Origin of the sequence: Flavicella sediminum (assembly GCF_006381105.1) — a bacterium.
Lineage (GTDB): Bacteria > Bacteroidota > Bacteroidia > Flavobacteriales > Flavobacteriaceae > Flavicella > Flavicella sediminum.
This window is the reverse complement of the sequence record NZ_VDET01000001.1, coordinates 155,116-177,324: the sequence shown is the minus strand read 5'-3', so window position 1 is coordinate 177,324 and position 22,209 is coordinate 155,116. Positions and strand designations below refer to the sequence as shown.

The following is a 22,209-nucleotide window of genomic DNA, read 5'->3' as shown; positions in this document are numbered from 1 at the left end:
TATGAATTCAATGGAAAATCGAGTTATTTTCTATTAAAAAATGTACTTCCAAAGACATATTTAAAATAAAGTGTTTTTGAATAATTCCAGCACAAACTGTGGGCTAACTACTTTAATATGTAGCCATTTTCTTTTTTAGAATTACAAAACACAGCTCCGTTTTGTGGCAGTAAATGATACTACTGCATACATTTTCATAAGGAACCGTCTTCATTAATTTTGAGAAACACTTAATGACGCTTATAAAAAAAGCCAACCCTAAGTGTATAAAACACCTAAAGCTGGCCAAACTAACTAATTCTAACTACGTTTAAAAGCTCCTCAAACTGAGGTCATTTTTATTCTATTTTTAAGTGAATGCTTCCTTGTTCAATTCCTTTGGAAGTTGCTATTACTTCCACATTTCCTTTTTGATCTAATGCCTGAAGGATCAACAAAGTTTTTCCGTTATGCGTTGTATTTATATTGCTTTGGAATTTTTGAACACTTTTTTCCCAACCATTGTCAATTCCTAATAATTTTACAGGTCCCTTTACGGTATAAACAATTTCTTTATCATCAGTTTTTACTGGATTTCCTTTTTCATCCTTTAGCTGTACCACCACATGCGCAACATCATACGTATCGGCTTTCAACACATTTTTATCAACGGTCATGCTTATTTGGGTCGAAGTCCTTGCTGTTACGATATGTTCTTCAATTTCCACACCCGCTTTTAGGCCTTTTGCCACAAGTTTTCCTTCCTGAAAAGGAACGGCCCATTTATAAATATGATCTTTAAAATCCAGCAAGTACTTTTTTCCAAGTGATTTATTATTTAAGAACAATTCAATTTCTTCACAATTAGAATAAATTTCTACAGAAATTAATTCCTGATTTTTATAATTCCAATGCTCATTTACATCCTGCCATTTCCACAAAGCATGTTTCCATTTCTCAGGATTTTTCGCAACAATAATTCCTTTGTAATTGAGCTTGTTTAAGGACTTCTCTATATTTTGCGTAGCAATATGAATATGCGGTTTTTCGGTCCAAAGCGACTTCATCATATAATAAGACCCTTTTTTAAAACCAGCAGTCGTTAACATTCCTGATGGCTGTACTCGCACAGGCCAAGGATCTCTAATTTCTCCCATATAATCAAAACCTGTCCATAAAAAAGTTCCTGAAATAAAATCACGTTCTTCAACAGCTTTCCATTCGTGGTATTGTGCTAAATTTTCCGTTCCCATAATTGGTTTCTCCGGGTAATTTTTATGTCCATAATCATAAAGCACTCTTCTATAACTATACCCAATAACATCCAATGCATCGGCATAACCCGATAAATGACTTGAAGAAGGTAAAATACAATTGGCGGTCACATATCTAGTGGTATCCAATTCTTTTACCCATTTAGATAATTTTTGTGCCGTTTGTCCGATATCGTATTTTTCTTTCGGTAAGGTTCTTAATTTTTCTTTTATTTCTTCAACAGAATGTGGAGGCTCCGACCAAAAATAATTCCCATTCCAATCCATATTGTTAAAAAAACCGGTTGCGGCAGCATTTCTTGGATAAGTCCATTCAATTTCATTTCCTATACTCCATTGAATAATGGAAGGATGATTTCTATGACTTAAAATAGTTGCTGTTAAATCTTTATGTGCCCAATCTTGAAAATGTTCTCCGTAGCCTCTTGTAATATAATCTACAGATCGTTCGTTCTGATTGTATCGTTTGTCCTTTGGATTGTCCCACTCATCAAACAATTCATCTTGCACCAAAACTCCCATTTCATCACACAAATCTAAAAACTCTGTTGAACCAGGGTTATGAGAAATTCTTACCGCATTGCAACCACCATCTTTTAAAATTTGCAAACGTCTACGCCAAACACCTTTTGGCACAGCAGCTCCTACAAGTCCCGCGTCATGATGCAAACAAACACCTTTAATTTTCATGTTTTCACCATTCAAAAAGAAACCTTTTTCCGCATCAAATTTGATACTACGTATTCCAAAACTTGTTTTCTCCGACTTTAATAAGGATGCATTTTTGAAGATTGAAATTTCTGCTTGGTATAAATTAGGTGAATCGACGCTCCATAAATTTGGTTCTTTTAGCAAAAAACTTTGATTTATTTTCTTTTTTCCGCCTGCTTCAAGAATTAAATTTTCAGAAAACGCTACAATTTCATGACCATTCTTATCTAGTAACTTGGTAACAATTTTAACTTCTTCACTTGTTTTAAAATCATTTTGAATCAAAGTCTCTACCTTTACTTCTGCTTCGGTTTTTGAAACTTTTGGAGTTGTTACAAAAGTCCCCCACATAGGTATATGTACTTTCTTTTTGGTAATCAATTGTACATTTCTATAAATTCCTCCTCCAGTATACCAACGACTATCGGCATAACGTGTTCTGTCTACTTTTACAAATACTTCATTATTTTCACCGTTTTTATGCAAGTATTTAGAAATCTCAAAGTAAAAAGGAGAATACCCATAAGGATGAAACCCTAATTTCTGTTTGTTCACCCATATTTCTGCATTATTATATACGCCATCAAAATGTAAAAAAACCAATTCATCGGCTTTCCATTCTTTTGAAAAAATCTTTCTATAACAGCCTACTCCTTCAGCGGCTAAATACCCAGTCGCTTTTGCATCTTCCCCTAAATTTTTGTCAAATTCATTTTCAACGGCCCAGTCGTGTGGTAAATTGACCATTTTAAAACTTGGATGCGCCATTTTATCCAACTCCAAATCATCCTTCGCTAAAAAGAAACTCCAATTTTTATTAAAATCTTCAGTTGTAGTATCTACAATTTGCGCTGTCACTTTTTTTTCGACACAGCCCAGTAGCACCATACAAACTAGAAAACAAGAAAGAATATTTTTCATCATATTTATATTAAATCATTAATTTTAAAGAAATCCAATCACTTTTTAATTGACCATAAACTTGGAATAAACAGAAGCCTCACTATCCTTTGAAAGCTTTAACAAATAGACTCCTTCCGACAAATTTGCAATTTGAATTTCATGTTTTACATTCGTCACCTTACTATCATACACCTTATTTCCAGCAGTATCAAAAACAAAAACACTAGAAAAAACAAGATTCTCAGGAACAGAAAAAGAAACTTTTTCCTTGGCAGGATTGGGATAAATATCTAGTTTATACTTGTAATTTAAAACGGTTTTATAAACTCCCTGGCAGCTTTGATCGGTGGTGACTTCAATTAAATTATTTCCAGAATTTAAAGGAACCACTAATTGATTTTCATTTGTTTGCACAACTTTATTATTTACCTTTATATAATAGACATCACTTCCCTGTAAAGACAAAGAAAGTTCCTTATTAGCATCATCTACTTTTGAGGCAATATTTAAAGGAGCCACTTCATCCACTTCTAAAGAAAAATGAGCTTTATAAGAAGGGTGTTCAGGAATTGTAATTTGTAAATCATAACTTCCAGCTTTCAAATTTTCTGCTTTAAAAGATTTTGTAAAATTAAAATCCTTTGCATAGTCTTCACCTACTAGTCTTGCTTTGTAATTAAAAGTAGCAATTGCATCCACATCTATCGCTCCATTATCAGTAGCAACACAGCTAGTACTTTTTGTTTTGATCTTATAATTATTCGCTGCTAAATCGTCCGGAGAAAATTCTCGAATATTGCTCGAAAAATTAAACACCTGCAAAGCAACACTACTTATATGTCCGCCAGTCTCCGAAAACGTTACCGAAATTTCATTGTTATTTTTTAACAAACCATAAGGAACAGGTATTTCCAACACACCGAAAAAACTAGCTTTATCGGCTTGGTTATACCCTCTATAATCTTCAGGAACATCTATTTCCACGTCATTAAACAAAACTTTTGGTTGTAAGTTCTTTCCATGTGCTCTTCCTAATCCTAATCTTAAAACGGCTTCGCCATATATATTTTTCGTTACCGAATTCACTTGAAAATCTATCGATGTATTCGCTTCTATAGCTTGTAAATAGGTAGTTGCAAAGTATTTTGATTCCGTACTTACTTCATCAATAGTAATAGTTTTATCAAAGGAATATTCCAAAATCATGGTAGACTCTGCACCTAGCTCCACAGTAGGATTTTTTTCATTTAGAATTTCTTCATCTATAATTGGCTCATTTCCAGAAAGAGTTAAATGTCTTTTGATAATATTTGTTGCTGAAACTGGATATTTATCAAATAATGACAATTCAATCGACTTATTTACAAATTCAAGATTGTTTAAAATGATATAGCCTTTATTTCCATCAACATAGGCATCCACTTGAATGTCCAAATCGCTTGTTTGTGTGTCTATTCTTGTTCCCTTTACATTTTTCCACAACTCATAAAATTTGACTCTATTGGTGTATACCCATTCTCCAGTATAACTTTCTGGCTCATTAGATTTTCGCATCAGTCTAGAACTGTAAGGAATATTTAATGTATGATTGAAACCCCATTCTGCTTTTACAATCGTAAACGGTATGGCAATGGCAATGTCGTCTGGTCGTTCCATAAACGACATCATTAAAGAATTTTGTGCTTTTAAAAACAACCAATCTTTATAAGGACTCCAGCCTTGCTTGCTGTAATCATGCGTTTGTGCACCATATTCTGAAATTACATAGGGCTTTTTATGTCCCAGTTTCATCATACTGTATTGGTCATTCATATCAAAAGTAGCTTCTACATTACTTCCCGAACGCAGGTCTACCTTTCCTCCAATAGCAGGAAAATCGTATAAATGCCAAGACCAAAAATCCATTTTTTCACCAGCCACATCTATAAATAACTTATCTCTATTGATCCATCTTTGAAAGTTACCTGTTTCAAAATCAGGAAATGCTACGGTATAACCACCTAGCTTTAAATTTGAATTCTGTGCTCTAAACGCATCCGCCACTTCCACATGAAAATCGGCTATTTCTTGTAAAGAATTGGTGTAATTTTTTTTACCTCCCAAAGCCTCATAAGCAGGTTCGTTCATAATTTCAACCCATGCTGGATCTTTCTGACCGTTACCTCCATGAAATGCATTGAAATATCTTCCCATATATTCACCTACCGCAGTTGGGCTTGCTAATTTCCAACCTTTTTTTGTTGCTACTTGACTTTCACCTGTCCAAAAAGGATGCAATTGCGCACCGACTACATGATTTTTTCTTTGCTCATAGGCATGTAAATTTGTTTTGGAAGCGAATGAATTTCTTGAAGCCGTTCCTTTGGAAGCAATTTTAGCAGGATCTGCAAAACCAGGTCTTGTCACATCCTCTTCCATATTGTTTAAATTCCAAGTAATGCCACCCGTATCTCTGCCCAAATAAACATCCAGTCCGTTTAAAAAGTCATTTCTTAAATCGGATGTAAAATTATCGCCATCCCATTCTCCTTCTGTTTGATTGGCATGAATGGTAATAAATTTAGATCTATCAAAACTATCAATACCACCAACCGTATGCTTTACATTCAAGTTGCAATTCACTTTTACTTGCGAAAAACCTTGAAGGCTACCAAGAAAACAAAGAAGAAAAATTATTTTTTTTAAGTTGACCATTGGATTTTTAATTAATTAGAACTTATTTGTTTATTCGGTCTCAAAACTCCAAAGCTGACCTTGGGTAATAGACCCTGAGCCATCTTTAGCATCAACACGCCAATAGTACATTTTCTCAGCGTCAACACTAACGTCGTAGGTGGTGTTTTCCACATCTGAACTGACTAAACTTGGTGTTTCCGTATCTCCAAAATAAACATCAAAAAGCAATGCATCAGTATCTAAATCAACACACGACCATTCTAAGGAAATACTATTACTTGTTACTTTTGCATTAGGTACAGGGCTAATATTTTCTGTCATAAAAGGCAAATGATTTTCCACTGCTTCACCTTCTGTATAAAAAGTCCAAGTATCTGAATAAGCACTCTGCATACCTCTAGCATCTTTAGCAGCTACTCGCCAATAGTAGACTTTTCCTTTCTCTAAATTGAAAGACTTTTCGGTAGCATTTGTTTCTTCTGAAGAAACTACCTGAGCAAACTGATTATCCGTTGCTATTTCAACAAAATAAGTGAGCGCATCTCCTTGGTCATCTATAGATTTGTTCCAACTAAAATCTAAGTCAGAAGTAAGGCAAGCCAAATTATTTGTTGGTGATAAATTTTCTGGTTTCGTTGGTGCCGTATTTTTTATTTCCTCGGTCCCTTCTCCGCCACATGCGCAAAGAAACAAGGCTATAAAAACAGTGAGTAAATGCTTCATATTTGTAAATTAAGCTCGTTTAAGTTCCTTTCAAAAATAAACCATCCCAAAGCCCTTTCGCGCTAACTACGCTAGACAGAAACTCAACCACCCTCCAAAACACTTAAAAACAAACAGAAAAACCACTGTACAAAATATAGACACACCACTTACAAAACACTACATCACAACCCTTTAGTTACCTACTTAATTTATTTTTTTGCAAAACCAAAACCATCTTTAGCCTTTTCCTCTACTAATTACCATCAAGTCTAGTGCAAACAAGGCTTGTAGCTTATTTCACTTTATTTAAGGCTACTATAAAAGCTCTTTGATAGCGAGAACAATAATTGTATATTTGAGTCAACCACTATTTAAATACTAGACTCACAATACCTCTTGAACATGAAATTGAAATTTATTTTCTTACTCTTCTTATCATTTAGCCCACAAATTAATTTTGCGCAATCAGAAAAAACAGCAATTGAATACCTTAACAAAGCAAATCGATTAAATTTAATAATCACCGACAGTGCCTTTGTTAATTACAAAAAAGCTTTAGTACTTTCAACTAAAGACTCTGACACCATTGTAATGATTAGAAGCATCATTGGCTTGTCTAATATTTATGGACATCAAGGAAATTACAGCAAGGCTTATGATGGATTTTGGGAAGCTCTTTTGCTTTCAGAAGCGATTAAATCGGAAATGTACTCTGCAAGAATATACCAAGGTATCGGTTTTCTATACAGCTTTTTTAAACGAGATGAAGAAGCCTTAAAGTATTTTAAGCGCTCTTTACATATCAGCAAAACACTTCACCACAATAACAAAATTCCAATCTCACATATATTAAGTGATTATTTTTCTATTTTAAATCATTATCGTGTTGCGGAAAACTATGAATATGCCCAAAAATACTTAGATAGTTGCCTAACAATACAAAGCTACATGGGAGCTGGGAGTAGAAATTTCTATTTAGAAACTGAAGCTGGATATTTATTGGCTGAAAAAAAACAATTTAAAAGCGCATTAAACAAGCTAAATGCTTCAAAAAAGTTTTTTGAGGAAAAGGAGAGCCCTTATTTAGTAATTGTCAACTACAATTTAGGTCACACTTATAAATTAATGAACGACCTTAAAAAAAGTGAAGAACGGTTTTTAGAGTCTTTAAAAATATCACAAACACAACAAAGTCACTCTAATTATAAAATTATGAATTGCGATGCCCTTGCTGACTTATATTACAGTGATCAACAATATAAAAAGGCATTTCAATACCTGAGCTTATCAAAAAAATACAATGAAGAAATATTTGGAAGTAACAATGAAAACAACAAAGAACTTTTAAATATAAAGGACAATTATAGATTAACCAAAGAACGTCAAAACAAAGACGCCCGAGAAACCTTGCTAAAACACTTAGAGCATGAAGAAAAAATTGGCTTTCTAAAGCAAGTATTACTTTTAGTTAGCCTTGTGTTCATCTTACTTTTTGGTTATTTATTTATACGAAACCTACGACTTAAACATAGAACAGAAAAGAAGATTATTAGAGAGCGTCAACAAATAGAAATTCAGAGACAAAGAGATATCTTAGAATTAAAAAACAAAGAATTAACCACGTCCGCACTTCAATTAATTGAAAAAGAAGAGTTTTTAAATAATTTGAATGACAAGTTATCAAAACAAAAAGATACGATAGATGTTAGAACCATTAAGCGAATGGTTAAAACCATACAAGGTAATTCCAGCGGAAATTGGAAAGAATTTGAAGCTAGATTCACTAGTATCAACCAAAGTTTCTACAAAAACTTAAAAGAACGATTCCCTGAATTGGGTCAAACCGATCAAAAGATTTGCTCTTTGATCAAATTAAAATTCTCTAGTAAAGAAATGGCTTCCTTATTAGGAATTTCTGTAGAAAGCGTTCATACGTCAAGATACAGATTACGTAAAAAATTAGGATTGGAAAGAAACGACAATCTAACAGAGTTTATAAACAGTCTCTAAGCACCAAAAGCTAGTCAAAATAAAAATTCAATTACCTCCTACCCCTTGGTAAAACAAAAAAAACACTTGCCAAAAGACAAAATAGACGTTAATTAAAACATAAAACCACAAAAGACTGATTAACAGTTTTTTAACCCTTTTCCGTCTAGTAAAAGTCAAGATACTGAAGCTCTATTCTTATAAAAAACCAGAAAATACATTCAATTTTATTCATTTTGTAGGATTCTAATCTAGTCGTGTTTTTCAACACAACTTAACGATTTCTTTAAAATTGTATCCTATTAACTTAAAACATGAAGAATATGAAATTCAATTCAATTGCTAATTGGAAATTCAAGCTATTTGCATTCGCAACCATGATGCTGCTTAGTTTTGCTCCAATTTATGCGCAGACAACCACTGTAAAAGGTATTGTTTCCGGAGATGGCGAACCACTGCCAGGAGTAACGGTCCTTGTAAAAGGTACCGCAAATGGAGTAGTCACCGATTTTGATGGAAACTATGAAATCAAAGCTAAAGAAGGAGATAAGCTACTTTTTAGCTATGTAGGTTTTACAACTTTAGAATTATCCGTAGGCAAAAAAAACACAATCAATGCAACTCTAAAATCAGATATAGCCTCACTAGATGAAGTTGTCGTAATTGGTTATGGAACGCAAACTAAAAAAGAAGTTATTGGTGCTGTTTCTAGAGTAGAAGCTGAAGAACTAAGCAAAATTTCTACATCCGATATTGGTACAGCTTTACAAGGACAAGTATCTGGGGTAAGTGTTATTGCTTCTTCTGGAGAACCAGGTGCTGAAGCAAATATCCAAATCCGTGGATTGGCATCAGTTGACGGAGCAAACACTCCTTTATACGTAGTAGATGGAATTCCTTTTGAAGGAGATCCTAAATTAAGTACGAGTGAAATCGAATCGATTGACATTTTAAAAGATGCTGCATCTGCTGCTATTTACGGTACACGTGGAGCCGCAGGGGTTATCTTAATTACGACTAAAAAAGGGAAGGAAGGGATTATGAGAGTGAACTTAAATAGTTTTTATGGAGTTCAAAAAATCACCTCAGGTACTCCTATTCTTAATAAAGAAGATAGATTGTATACTCAGTTTTTAAGAGCAACCGCTTTAAACGGAACTGTATTTGGAAATACTTGGACAAGTGTTGAGAATTCACCTCACAGTTTAACTAGAAATTCAGATTTAGCAGATCTTACTGTAAACGACTGGGCTCCTATTCAAAACCATAGTTTAAGTGTATCAGGAGGAAAGGAAGGATTGACCTACAATATCAATGCAAACTTTTTCAGCCAAGAAGGTATTTTTATTAAGTCGCAATTTGACAGATACAATATTAGAGCGAATACACAATACAACAAAGGGAAGTGGAAAATTAGAACAGGAATTTCTCTTAGAGCTGAAGAAAAAGAAACACCACCTTGGGGAATGCTTCAAGATCTTATTACCTACAATCCATTATCTTTATTAATTGACCCTAATAACTTAAGAGTTGATGATGCTGGAGATGCTAATGAAACACAAAGGTTGTCTTATTTAGGTTATAAATTGATTCAAGAGGACAATAGTGAAAACCAGTATTTTGATGCTAGTATTAATGCTGAATACAGTATAACACCAGATTTAAAATTTACATCACGTGCCTCTGCTAGTTTTGACAACGGAACTCGTATCATAATCAACCCTGAATTTATAGCATACAATGATTTAGGAGAAGAATTAATTGGACAAAGTTCAAGAATTAGAAATACCAGTACTTTAAGCAAACGAAGAACTTGGGAAAGTATTTTAAATTATAAGAAAAGTATAGGTGATCATAACATCAATGCCACATTCGTATACTCGGCTGAGCAATACAATTATTCTCAATTTTTAGCTGAAAAATACGGTATTTTCAATAATGCCATTACCGTTTTAGACGGTGCTACAATCGAACCTAATGTAGATTCTGGTAGTAGAAATAGATGGACTTGGGAAAGAGAAAACACCTTAATAGGAACACTAGGAAGATTTCAATACAACTATAGAGGTAAATATTTATTTAGCGCTAGTTTACGTAGAGATGGGTCATCTAGATTTAAAAAAGAACATTATGGATGGTTCCCTTCTTATAGTTTAGGATGGAATGTATCTGATGAAGACTTTTGGGATCCTGTAAAAGATGTCGTTAATAAATTTAAATTACGTGCAAGTAGAGGTACAACAGGTAACCAAGGAATTGCTGATTATTCTTATGATGCCGTAATTGAATTAGAAAAAGATTATGTATTAGGTACAAATGAAGACCTTCATATTGGAGCTATTCAAACAGGTTTTGCAAATCCAAATGTAAAATGGGAAACTTCTGTATCAACAAACTTTGGGTACGACTTAAGTTTATTCCGAAATAAAGTAACCATCACTGGTGATTATTACGTAACGAATAAAAAAGATATGTTATTCCCGGTATTATTGCCTCCGTCATCTGGTGGTGGATTAGACCCAGAAGTAACCTTGAATGTTGGTGACATGAGAAACACAGGTACGGAACTAGCTGTTAAATACAAACACAGCGGAAAACTTTCATGGAACGCGAGCTTAAACTACTCACAAAACAAAAACACGCTTACTAAATTAAGTGGAACAAATGATATTATCTATTTTGATAGTAGTACTATTTCAGGACATGATAACGACCAAGATTTAACAACTGTTTTAGCAGAAGGTTATGAAGCAGGTGCTTTCTTTTTAATGAAAACAGATGGCTTAACATCTAAATCTGATATTTATCAACTAGACACAAATGGAGATATCATGTTAGACAATGAGAATAATCCAATTGATGGACCCTACAAAACAATGGTTCCTAGCGCTCAAGAAGGTGATTTAAAATACGTAGACTCTAACAAAGATGGTGCTATTGATATAAATGATAGAACTTATGCCGGAAGTGGAGTTCCTGATTTTGAACTTGGATTAAATTTTGGAGCCTATTACAAAGGATTTGACCTTTCTATGCAATTGTATGGTGCCTTTGGAGGTGAAATCTTAAACGGAAACAAAGCCTTGGCTTATAAATCAGCTGCACATCAAGATCTAGTTTACCAATGGACGCAGCAAAACAATACAAGTACAATACCTGTAAATAGAGGAGCGCTGCATGACAATTATAGAGGTCATTCAGATTATTGGTTAGAAGATGGAACTTTTTTCAGACTACGAAACTTAGTCGTAGGATATACAATTCCAAAAAGAAACATAGAAAGTATTGGGCTATCTAAATTAAGAGTTTATATGGCTGGACAAAACTTATTGACACTAACCAAATATAAAGGATATGATCCTGAAGTTGGAGGTAATGGAGTAAGCACAAGAGGAATTGACAAAGGAAATTATCCTGTAACTGCTCAATTAAGACTTGGATTACAAGTACAATTTTAATTTGAAAAAACGGAACAAAATGAAAAATATAAAAATCAAAGTTGTCATTGCTATTTTGATGGCAACCGTTATTACAAGTTGCGAGGATTCATTCCTGGAGCAAACAAGCCCAAACTTTCTATCAACAGGAATTTTTTGGGAAACTATTGAAGATTTTGACAATGGATTGACTGCTACCTACAAGGCATTTTCGAAAACAGACAATATCCGATTAATTGAAAATTTACATAGAAGTGATTTAGCATGGGGAAATGGATGGCAAAGACCAACGACCGCAAACATTTTTTACTTACAGCTTTTCAACAATGCAAATGATGCAGGAAACAGACAATGGACTCAAAATTATACTACAATTTTCAGAGCCAATCAAGTTATCGTTAATCTTAACAAAAAGATCGGAACTTTTGAAAATGAAACGGAAGAAACCATTGCTGCTTTTACTTTAGCACAAGCACGCTTTATAAGAGGGTACATGTATTTTCTATTGTACAATACTTTTAACCAAGGATCTGTACCTATCTTTGATTATGTAGCAGAAACAGAAGAAGATCATTTTCAATCATTAAGACCTGCTTCTGAGGTAAAAGCATTTTATATGGCAGATTTAGAATATGCTGCTAAAAATTTACCTGTTGAATGGGCAGACGATCAAAAAGGTCGTGTTACAGCTGGAGCCGCAGTTTCTTTAATTGGACAAACTCATTTATACGCAGGTGACTTTGCACAAGCAGCTCTGCATTTTAAAAATGTTATCGACAATTTTGGATATGCACTTACACCTCACTTTGGTAGTAACATTACCACAAAAGACGAGTTAAATGAAGAGTCTATTTTAGAAGTTGTTTACTCTATGGATCATAAACAAAATTTAGCACAGTATGATTCTAGAGATGTTTCTAACGCCTCTTACATCAAACATTTTACAGGTGTTCAAGGTTGGTTTGGTGCAGGCCCTGCTAGTTGGTTAATTAATACTTACAAACAAGATCCTTTAGATTATTCAGATCCAGAGAACTTCGTTGAAGAAGTTATTTATGAAACTTATAAACGTGAGGTCGTAAAAGAAACTATAACTAGACCTAGAGTTTATAGCATTAGAACGTCTTACTCGTTAGCTTTAGTAGATGATAATGACTTAGGCTACTATCCAGACCCTGCAACACCATGGGCTAACCCAGGTCAAACAGCTCCCTTTAATCAATCTTTTGCAGCTTATTTCAGAAAACATACAAACTGGGATTTAGGAGCAAAAAGTGAGGATGAATTATCCCCAGGAAAAGTTAGATCAGGCGTTAACGAAAGACTAATTCGTTTGGCTGAAATTTATTTACAATATGCTGAATGTCAAATTGAGTTAGGAAACTTAGACGAAGCTTTATTGTATATCAACAAAGTAAGAAGAAGAGCCAAAGTTGCCTTATTAGGAGAAGATGGTTCCGGAGAATTTCCTAACAATGATCATATGAGAGCTCCAGGTAACACACCTTGGACATTAGACAACTTAAGAGAACACTTAAGACATGTTGAATATCCATTAGAATTGTCTGCGGAAGGAGATGGGAATAGAAATATTGACTTGAGAAGATGGGGTGTTAAAAAACAAAGATTCCAAGAATTGGCTCAAAAAAGATATGCTGCAGATCACTATGTAACTACAAATCCAAAAACTGGAGCCTCAATTACAAAATGGTCTACTCTTTTATATGAAGTCCAAGCTGGAGATCCCAACATTCGTGAAAATTTTAACGATTTAGAACTAGCCGCTAAAAATTACAATGACGATTTACATGCATATTTACCTATACCAAATAGTGAAATTATTGCAAATCCAAGACTGTATGACACAGCTGAATAAAATTCAAAACAAATGATTTTGCAGAAAAAATAATATTTAAAACAAATTAAAGATGAAATATAAAATAATTTTAATGTTCATAACATTATCGGTATTGCTGAATAGCTGCGTTACCAATGAATATGAAACACCAGATAGCATTTCTGACATTGGATTTTATACCAGTGAAGGTAACGCTAACGAGTTAAATATTGGTTTGTTAAAATACATGACTTTTACTGATTTGTCTCAAGGAGCATTGCAACATTCTTGGTCCATCGAAAAAGGAGATGCGTTTTTAAAAGGACCGATCTCTAGAACAGCAACTACGGCAAATTTAAATTCTCGAATTATTTATCCTGGAGATACAGTGGTTGGAGATAAGACAGTCATTGTTTATTTTAGAGAACCAGGTCTAAAGAAAGTTAGACTATACAATACTTTTAGAGATTCTGTTGCTTTTAGAGGTAATAAATGGGATGCAGATTTAGGTGCAGCTGCGGATTATGTAGTTCCTGCCGAAAGATTAAATGATAGATGGGTGATTGATACTACATTTGTAGTAAAAGTTTTTGACACTATTGTTCCAAATATTGAAGTTAAGCAAATAAAAGAGGGGGTTGAAGTTAGTATTGACCCAATGAGTACTGACACTATATATGTGGAGGCTGGAGAATCCTTACATGTAATTGACAATACAACACAAGGAGAACCAACTGCTCGTAACTGGTTTGTAAGAACTAAAAAAGATCCAAGTGACAATACTTCTACAAGTGTTCAAATCGCGGGTAGTCAAGAACAAGATGCTCAACTTTTATTAAAAAAATTAGGCGTTTACGAAGGAGGAATAAACATCTCAAGATCTGGAGAATTAATTCCTGGTGATTCTGAAATTTTTGTTTTCAAAAGCCCAATAAAAGTAACCCCTTCTTCAAAACCATTTGGACTAGCTTCTACAATTAAAGAATTGGAAGACGAAACGTTAAGACTATCGTTTAATGGAGAATTTATAAACTTTAATAATCAAGAAGCCTTTTTTGAAGTTAAAGTGAATGATGTAGACTTTAGCGTAAAAAGCGTGACACTAGACGAAAATGATGCGACTTTTATTAATATTAAGTTAGACGACCCTATTTACAGACCTGATGTAATAACCGTTAGTTTGTTAGCTGGAAACACTTTAAAGTCTACCGATTCAAGAAGTCCAGTTCTTTTTACTGACGAAGCAGTAGTCATGCACAATGTAAATTTAGTTCCTGCAAACATAGCTGGATTTGAAGACACAACAAGTTGGTCAGGTTTTGCACCAGCATGGGGGGCAAATCAGGGTGAAATTTCCTATTCCACTGATATTAAATACAAAGGAAATCAAAGTATTAAGTTAACTAGCGTAAATGGACAACGTTTAGCTATAGAATCTTATTTACCAAGTTCTGTGCTATTTGAGCAGGATGTAACTTATATTATGAGATTTGCAATGTACATAGAATCATCAACAGTAGCGCCTTCTGAAGTTAGTCTTTGGCAATTAGGACAATGGTCTTCTTTATGGGTGAGTCCTGTTCAAACTCAAGGAGAATGGAAAACATTTGAAAGAGAGTTTAAGAATTGGGCACCTTTAGCTCGATTGTACTTGAGAATACTTCCTAACGGAACAACAGACTCTAATATTACCGCATATATCGATGATATTTATATAGTAACTAAAGAAGTACGTCCATAAAAACATTTTTTTAAGTTAATTCAAACTCCCCAATTAGTTCATTCTAATATGGGGAGTTTTTTTATGTCATAACTTTACATAGTATATGTTAGAATAACTTTTTGATTTTATACTTCTTATAAATAGAATTTCGCCTAACAGCTAAATAAATTATAGGCATACTATTTCTATACACATCCTAAGCGGCTCTAAACACCAAGGCAAGTACTAATACATGCTTTGATTACAACATCACAAAATTCTTATCACTTATTACAATCTTGTCTAAACACGCTAAGAGAAAATTAATATGCAATCAACATCTTTTAAATTACAAACAAAAAAAAATGTGTTCCTTCAAGCCATATTTGCTTGAAGAAACACATCTATATTAGTTAGGTATAAAACTAAAGTTGGCTTAACATTTTATTGCTTCCACGCACTTAATTCCAAAGCATTCAACCAAACGCCTTTGTTTCCTAATCCGTTGTAATTTATAACTACAGGATGTACACCATCCGATTCGAAGACCAATACACTCAAACCAGGAGCCTCCCATTGCATTTGCTTACCTTCTGTTACTTTTGCTACTAAATCCTTCGCCTCTAAAGAATTTTTAGAGCTTAATTTAAGCTTCTTTTCATAAGGCAATTTATAAATAGATTGTGTTTTTAATTTTTCCTGATTAGGATCCATTAAATCAGAATTACTACGTGGAGCATGATGCCAACTACTTAATTTATAAATTCCTTTTGGTAAATTTGACAATACCAAATCCATACCTTCTTTGTCTATAGAAATAACACCATCACCATACGCGAATCCATATTTTCCAATTACATTCATTTCACCCAACCAACGAATAATTCCATTGTCTGACACATTTTTTAATTCAGCAGTCACTCCTTTAAATTCTTTAAAAGCATAGCTGTTTTTAACGTTATCTTCTCCATTCCAAGGGTACCAACCAAATTGTAATAACTGATCTTTAGCTCCTAAATCGATACGTTCTTTTTTAAAGTCGAAAATAGGTTTGGCATTTCTAGCTATAAAATCTGGATTATAAACTTCCAAAACGGTACTCATTCTAGCACTTTTTAAACCTTTCGATTTTGCATAGATGGTAATTTCTTTGGTACTGGTTCCTGCTTTGATCAAAACAGGAGCAACACCGTATTCTGTAAACATCGGATTTGCATTGATCTTAGTTCCATTCCCTACAATGGTTGCATCTCCTTTTACAGAGAATTTGATCAATTTGTCTGTATCTGTAACCGTGGTTCCATTTTTATCTACTACCGTGGCATAAGCTAGTAAAATATCATTTCCATCTGCCACAAACCTTCGGCCTTCTTTGTCTAATTTTAACTGAATTGCATACGGTTTTCCTACCGAAGATTTAGACACTTCGACAGTACTTCCGTCTTTGAAATAGCCTTTTGCCGTGAGTTTTCCCTTTGTATACGTCAACCCTTTAAAATGAAAAGGTGGATGATCTAATCCTCTATAAATAGTATCCTGACTTGCTTTATTTTTTGCGATTGATTTTCCGTTTACAAATAACGCTACTTCTTCGGCATTGCTATTTATCGTCAATTCATCTGTCCCAGTTTTCCAATCCTGTTCAATTCCTAAAAACGGTTTTTCTAACAATTCCGACTTGTACCAATCTAAATTTGGTCTAGGATATCTAAAGATGGTCATCATACCACTTCTTGTTCTATCTCTTTTGTCATTTGCTCTTGCGTGCGTAGGATGAAACGTATAATACGCATGTGCCGTCCAAGAAATTAGCCCTGTCATTAAAACATCTCTTTTATAAGGTGCTACTGCCGCTGCTCCACTTCTACCCTCCATGGCAAACATAGGTTCTGTACGATCCCAAATAAATGGACCATACAACATATTTGCATTGATATCTGTCAAACCAGAAGCTTGCCAACCTGTCCAACGAGCACCTTGAGAAGCTGTTAAGCGAACAGGGTCTTCCTGCTTCATGATATTGTGAATTCGTGGCACATACCCTCTATGATTCACTCCAGCTCCCCACATCACTACAGAGGCATGATTCCGATGATTACGCACCATAGTTCTTGCTGCTTTTTCAAGATTGTCCCACCAAGCATCATTTTGCGACATAGAAATCCATGTTGGCGCTTCTTCATAAACCAAAACCCCAAGCTCATCACAAGCTTCTAACAAAGCATTATCTTGTGGATAATGCGCTGTACGAATGATATTAAAACCATATTCTTTAAATTGCAATACATCTTTATAATGTAACGAATTGGGTACTGCATCTCCAATATAAGGATACTGCTGATGCCTATTGGCTCCTATCAATTTAATTGGCTTATTGTTTAAAATAAATCCTCTTACTGGATCTAATTCAAATTTCTTTAAACCAATTTTATTTTCAACGAAGTCTACTTTTACCCCATCAATTTCTACCACACTGTTAACTCTGTACAAATATGGAGAACTTGTATTCCAAAAATGAACATCATCTTCTAAACTTCCTATTTGATTGAATTGATATTCTTGTCCCGGACTTAATTTAGAAGTATTCTCTAATTTTAAAACAACCAAACCTTCTTTATCAATAATTTGCGTAATTAAATTACAACTTACTACTTCGGATTGTTCATTTTTTACAGCGGTTTTTATTGAAATTGTCGCGTTTTTATTCACTACGTCAATCGTTGGCGTTGTAATGTTTACTCCAGAATTTAAAGTCTCCCAATTAAAAGTTACATGCACAGGCGCGGTTTCTACCAAATACACATCTCTGTATAAACCACTAAATTTCACATAATCAAAAGGCCCCGGATCTGGTGGTACCAACTCATTCCTGCGATTGTCGACCAATAAGGTAAGCTGATTTTCTTCTCCTTTTTTCACATAGTTCGTGATATCAAAATGAAAAGGTGTGTACCCACCAACTGCATGCTGACCAACATGAATTCCATTGATCCATACATCCGTAACCTGATGCGCCCCTTCAAATTCTAAAAACACTTTTTTGTTGGACTTGGCAACCTGGATATTTTTACGATACCACCCCACTTTTCGATGAAAAACCAACTGTGTTTTTTCATCTTGTAAATCGTCTAATGTAAGAGACGTTAATTGCAAAGTATGCGGTACACTTACAGATTTCCAATTCGTATCATCTGTTTCTTTGCTATAATACTTTGCCTCTGGATTTCCCAAATGAAACTTCCAGTTTTGTTTCAAATTGACTTTTGTCCTTTCTGTTTTCGGGAAACCAAAAGGTAAATTTTGTGCTTTTGCTTCCTTAAAAAAGAACACAGTCCACAAGAGTAGTAGCAATTTCAAATTTTTCATTTCAATAGATATTTAATTTTAAACATATAACTTCTTCCTAAAAAACGAAAAGAGCACATCTCTTACAAAATGCACTCTTAACTAAACTAATAAAAACCAATATTATCTTACAATGTAAACTCTATTGTATAAGCATATTCACAAGGTCTGGTTGAAGGCATTTTCACCTCTAAACCATTATTTGTTTGATGCCAATCAATCGTATCAGGACTTCCCAATACTTTTACACTTTTAAATTCTAATCCTTTTGCATACTCAGAATTCTTACCTAGAGTTGTAATATCTACAATACCATTCTCTGGCCAAGCTAAAACAATAGCATACAATTTATTTCCTTTTTGAGTGAAGCGAATATCTTTAGAAGACAAATCTTCATTTCCTCCTTCAGAATGGTGTCCTTTTTTCACTTTTGTTGGTCCTTCACCAAAAGTATTCCAATATTTCGTATCATAAATAGCGTCTCCGTTTACCTTTAACCAAGCTCCTATTTGTAACAAAATTTCTTTTTGATCCTCTGGAATTGTACCATCAGATTTTGGCCCAACATTTAATAATAAACATCCGTTTTTACTTACAATGTCTACTAAATCATCTACCAATTGGTTTGCCGTTTTCGACTTCCAATTTGTTACATACGACCAAGAATTTTTCCCTACAGATGTATCCGTTTGCCAAGGAAGCTTTCGAATACCTGGCAATTTCCCTCTTTCCAAATCATAAACTACTGTTCCTTCTGGAAAGGCTTCATGTGAAAAGTTTTTATCTTGTAAAACAACTTCTTTCCCCCATTCAATTCCTTTGTTATAATAGTAAGCCGCTAGTTTTGGACGAACACTTGCAAAGTCAGGAATATCTACATAAAAATCTAACCAAAAAATATCTGGTTGGTAATGGTCCAAAACGTCTTTTGTTCTTAACCACCATCTGTCTAAAAACTCTTGAGAAACAGGTTCTGTCAAATCTTTTCCTTTAGAAGAATACAAATCTGCAAATTCAGGATCTGTCGTATCAAAATGATCTTTTTTATTGTAAAATGACCAGTTAAATGCAAAATGAGAAGAAGCTCCCATAATCATTCCTTTAGATCTACCTGCTTCAAAAAGCTCTCCTAAAACATCACGCTTAGGCCCCATGTCGTAGGAGTTCCATCTAGTCGTGTTAGACTTATACATCGCAAAACCATCATGATGATCGGCAACAGGAATTACATACTTAGCTCCGGCGTCTTTAAATAAATCAATCCATTCATTGGCATCAAATTTTTCACCTTTAAACATTGGAATAAAATCTTTGTATCCAAATTCTTTTGGATCTCCCCAATGTTCTTTATGATGTAAATGTTCTCTTGAAGGACCAGGTCTTCCTGTATTTAACTGCGCATTAAAGTTGGCTGTATCCATATACATTTGTCTTGGATACCATTCCGAACCAAAAGCAGGTACTGAATACGCTCCCCAATGGATAAATATTCCGAATTTTGTTTTATTGAACCATTCTGGATCTTTATAATTCTTTTTTATAGATTCCCAATTAGCCTCGTATACTAATTTCTTAGGTGCTTCATTTTTTTTGTTTGGCCCACATGAGACAACTACAATTAATGTAATTGCAATAAGGGTTAAAGATTTCAGTAAAGACTTCATGTACTTTATTTTTACAGTTATTTTATGATGTAAAACTAAGAAATGTTCAAAAATTTAAGTTGCACGAATGTGTTTCAACCTATCACATATGTTTTTAAATGACTAGACAGCATATAGACAACCCTGTAAAACAAAACTATAACAACCTGTATATCAATCAAAAACTAACATATTCTAGTTTTTAACAAAGGAACACTCCAAATAATCCAACTTATTTATTCGTTTATTTCACAAAAACAAATAAAATAAAAACACCTTAAAGCAATTGCTATAAAGTGTTTTTTTAAGTTCTTAAAATGAGCTGTTAATCATTCCAATGTGCATCAATTACTTTTTGAATATGAGGATATTTCTCTCCATCTTCTTCATTTAGTTCTTTACGTTTTGCTAACAACTGCTCTTTTAAATTTGCAATAATCTCTTTATTGGCAGGATCACTGTAGGTATTATTCATTTCTTTCGGATCTTTTGTCAAGTCATAAAACTCCCAAGCCGCCGGTGTGTGTAAATCAAAACGATTCCCCCAACTTTTTTTATTCCATTCAGCATCAGGGTTGTCTGTATCTACCCAATATTTACCATAAAAGAAAATAAGTTTGTATTGCTTTGTTCTAATTCCGAAATGTGCTGGATTTGCATGGGCATGTGCCATATGCATCCAATATCTATAATAGGTAGACTGTTGCCAACCTTCAGGTTCTTCCCCTGTTTCCAAAATATGCTTAAAGCTATGCCCTTGCATTTTTTCTGGCGCTTTCCCTCCTGCCATTTCTATTAAAGTAGGCGCAAAATCTGTATTGTTGATAATTGCATCAGTTCTTTGTCCTGCCTTAATTGCTTTCGGATATCTTACAAAAAATGGCATACGGAAGGCTTCTTCATACATCCATCTTTTGTCAATATAATCGTGTTCACCCAACATAAACCCTTGATCACCTGTATATACAATAATAGTATTGTCATACAAACCTTCTTCTTTTAAATACTTAATCAAACGGCCAACATTGTCATCCACACCTTTTACACAACGTAAATAACGCTTTAAATATTCTTGGTAAGTTGCATGTTTATAAGCATCTCCTTCCAAATCATCTGCTTGATGAATATCAAAATCAGGATTGTTTCTTTTAATATATTGCTTGCTCCACATACGCATTCCCATATGTCTAATGGTATTTCTTTTTGAAAGTGAAGAACCAACTACGCTTAACAACTCACCATTTTCACCTCTTGTAGCTACAGATCCATTATTTTGATTGTCGTAATAACTTGCTGGCTCAGGAATTTCAACATCTGCTAGGTAGTCTCTGTAGCGCGGTGCATATTCAAAATCGTCATGCGGTGCTTTGTATTGATGAAATAAAATAAAGGGTTTTGTTTTGTCTCTTTTGTTTTTCAACCAATCAATAGAAATATCTGCCACGACATCAGAACTATGTCCCTTGTACATTTTCCCTTCGTAATTCGGATCCTTTTCTTCTACAAAATTCATCCCTGTTTGTGTCATATAAGGATCAAAATAGGAACCTTGTTGTCCGTGCTTTGTAAACACATTGTAATAATCAAAATTAGGTTCTGCTTTTAAGTGCCATTTACCAACAATTGCTGTTTGGTAACCTAACTTCTTCATTTCAATTGGTAAATACTGATGGTCTTTCGGTAAAGTTCCTTCCAAATCTAACACCCCATTTGCCTGACTGTGCTGTCCTGAAAGAATAGCTGCACGACTAGGTGTACAAATAGAATTATTTACAAAACAATTATCGAAAATAATCCCTTCTTTGGCTATTTGATCCAAATTCGGAGTTGGATTCAATTTTGCCAACCTACTACCATAAATCCCAAAAGCCTGGGTGGTATGATCATCTGCCATAATATAGATGATGTTTGGTTTTTGACCTGTCTTTTTTGTTTCCTTTGCAGAATTACAGGAAATCAAACCGATTCCTGCAAGTCCCAAAATAAGTAATTTTTTTATCATGATTTT

The 22,209-nt window shown here is 34.1% G+C and carries 10 protein-coding genes; 4 read left to right on the top strand and 6 right to left on the bottom strand.

What is annotated here, in order from left to right:
• Nucleotides 1-338 precede the first annotated feature (338 nt).
• The 3 genes from FGM02_RS00505 to FGM02_RS00495 all read right to left on the bottom strand — a co-directional run bounded on the left by FGM02_RS00505 (nt 339) and on the right by FGM02_RS00495 (nt 6,266).
• Complete coding sequence (locus FGM02_RS00505) at nt 339-2,888, bottom strand: glycoside hydrolase family 2 TIM barrel-domain containing protein (protein ID WP_243739315.1); 2,550 nt, start codon at nt 2,886-2,888, stop codon at nt 339-341.
• 42 nt (nt 2,889-2,930) lie between these two features.
• Nucleotides 2,931-5,477, bottom strand: coding sequence for a T9SS type A sorting domain-containing protein (locus FGM02_RS00500; RefSeq protein WP_208021453.1), 2,547 nt, complete (start codon nt 5,475-5,477; stop codon nt 2,931-2,933).
• Nucleotides 5,478-5,591: 114 nt separating this feature from the next.
• The gene (locus FGM02_RS00495) at nt 5,592-6,266 is read right to left on the bottom strand and encodes a glycoside hydrolase family 78 protein (protein WP_139955875.1); all 675 of its coding nucleotides are present in this window, start codon (nt 6,264-6,266) and stop codon (nt 5,592-5,594) included.
• A 384-nt stretch (nt 6,267-6,650) separates the two neighbouring features.
• Between FGM02_RS00495 and FGM02_RS00490 the strand changes: the two genes are divergently transcribed.
• The 4 genes from FGM02_RS00490 (at nt 6,651) to FGM02_RS00475 (ending at nt 15,252) form a co-directional block, all read left to right on the top strand.
• Nucleotides 6,651-8,258, top strand: a complete 1,608-nt coding sequence (locus FGM02_RS00490) for a tetratricopeptide repeat protein (protein WP_139955873.1) — start codon at nt 6,651-6,653, stop codon at nt 8,256-8,258.
• 302 nt (nt 8,259-8,560) lie between these two features.
• On the top strand, nt 8,561-11,695 hold the full coding sequence (locus FGM02_RS00485) for a SusC/RagA family TonB-linked outer membrane protein (protein ID WP_139955871.1): 3,135 nt from the start codon (nt 8,561-8,563) through the stop codon (nt 11,693-11,695).
• Nucleotides 11,696-11,714: 19 nt separating this feature from the next.
• Nucleotides 11,715-13,550 (top strand): RagB/SusD family nutrient uptake outer membrane protein, encoded by a 1,836-nt coding sequence (locus tag FGM02_RS00480; RefSeq protein ID WP_139955869.1) that lies wholly within the window; start codon nt 11,715-11,717, stop codon nt 13,548-13,550.
• Between the two features lie 52 nt (nt 13,551-13,602).
• Nucleotides 13,603-15,252 carry a hypothetical protein gene (locus tag FGM02_RS00475; RefSeq protein WP_139955867.1) on the top strand — a complete coding sequence of 550 codons (1,650 nt, stop codon included), beginning with the start codon at nt 13,603-13,605 and terminating at the stop codon, nt 15,250-15,252.
• Between the two features lie 405 nt (nt 15,253-15,657).
• On the opposite strand, the gene FGM02_RS00470 is transcribed toward FGM02_RS00475, so the two are convergent.
• The 3 genes from FGM02_RS00470 to FGM02_RS00460 all read right to left on the bottom strand — a co-directional run bounded on the left by FGM02_RS00470 (nt 15,658) and on the right by FGM02_RS00460 (nt 22,203).
• On the bottom strand, nt 15,658-18,579 hold the full coding sequence (locus FGM02_RS00470; RefSeq protein ID WP_139955865.1) for a glycoside hydrolase family 2 protein: 2,922 nt from the start codon (nt 18,577-18,579) through the stop codon (nt 15,658-15,660).
• A gap of 107 nt (nt 18,580-18,686) precedes the next feature.
• Nucleotides 18,687-20,222 (bottom strand): alpha-L-fucosidase, encoded by a 1,536-nt coding sequence (locus FGM02_RS00465; RefSeq protein ID WP_139955863.1) that lies wholly within the window; start codon nt 20,220-20,222, stop codon nt 18,687-18,689.
• A 304-nt stretch (nt 20,223-20,526) separates the two neighbouring features.
• A complete protein-coding gene (locus FGM02_RS00460; RefSeq protein ID WP_139955861.1) occupies nt 20,527-22,203 on the bottom strand; it encodes a sulfatase family protein in 1,677 nt (558 codons plus the stop codon).
• Between the last annotated feature and the right edge of the window lie 6 nt (nt 22,204-22,209).

Excerpts from the sequence above, each read along its gene's own strand:
- FGM02_RS00495 (WP_139955875.1), bottom strand. The coding sequence starts at position 6,266 with ATGAAGCATTTACTCACTGTTTTTATAGCCTTGTTTCTTTGCGCATGT.
- FGM02_RS00480 (WP_139955869.1), top strand. The coding sequence starts at position 11,715 with ATGAAAAATATAAAAATCAAAGTTGTCATTGCTATTTTGATGGCAACC.
- FGM02_RS00460 (WP_139955861.1), bottom strand. The coding sequence starts at position 22,203 with ATGATAAAAAAATTACTTATTTTGGGACTTGCAGGAATCGGTTTGATT.
- FGM02_RS00485 (WP_139955871.1), top strand. The coding sequence starts at position 8,561 with ATGAAATTCAATTCAATTGCTAATTGGAAATTCAAGCTATTTGCATTC.
- FGM02_RS00475 (WP_139955867.1), top strand. The coding sequence starts at position 13,603 with ATGAAATATAAAATAATTTTAATGTTCATAACATTATCGGTATTGCTG.
- FGM02_RS00505 (WP_243739315.1), bottom strand. The coding sequence starts at position 2,888 with ATGATGAAAAATATTCTTTCTTGTTTTCTAGTTTGTATGGTGCTACTG.
- FGM02_RS00470 (WP_139955865.1), bottom strand. The coding sequence starts at position 18,579 with ATGAAAAATTTGAAATTGCTACTACTCTTGTGGACTGTGTTCTTTTTT.
- FGM02_RS00465 (WP_139955863.1), bottom strand. The coding sequence starts at position 20,222 with ATGAAGTCTTTACTGAAATCTTTAACCCTTATTGCAATTACATTAATT.
- FGM02_RS00490 (WP_139955873.1), top strand. The coding sequence starts at position 6,651 with ATGAAATTGAAATTTATTTTCTTACTCTTCTTATCATTTAGCCCACAA.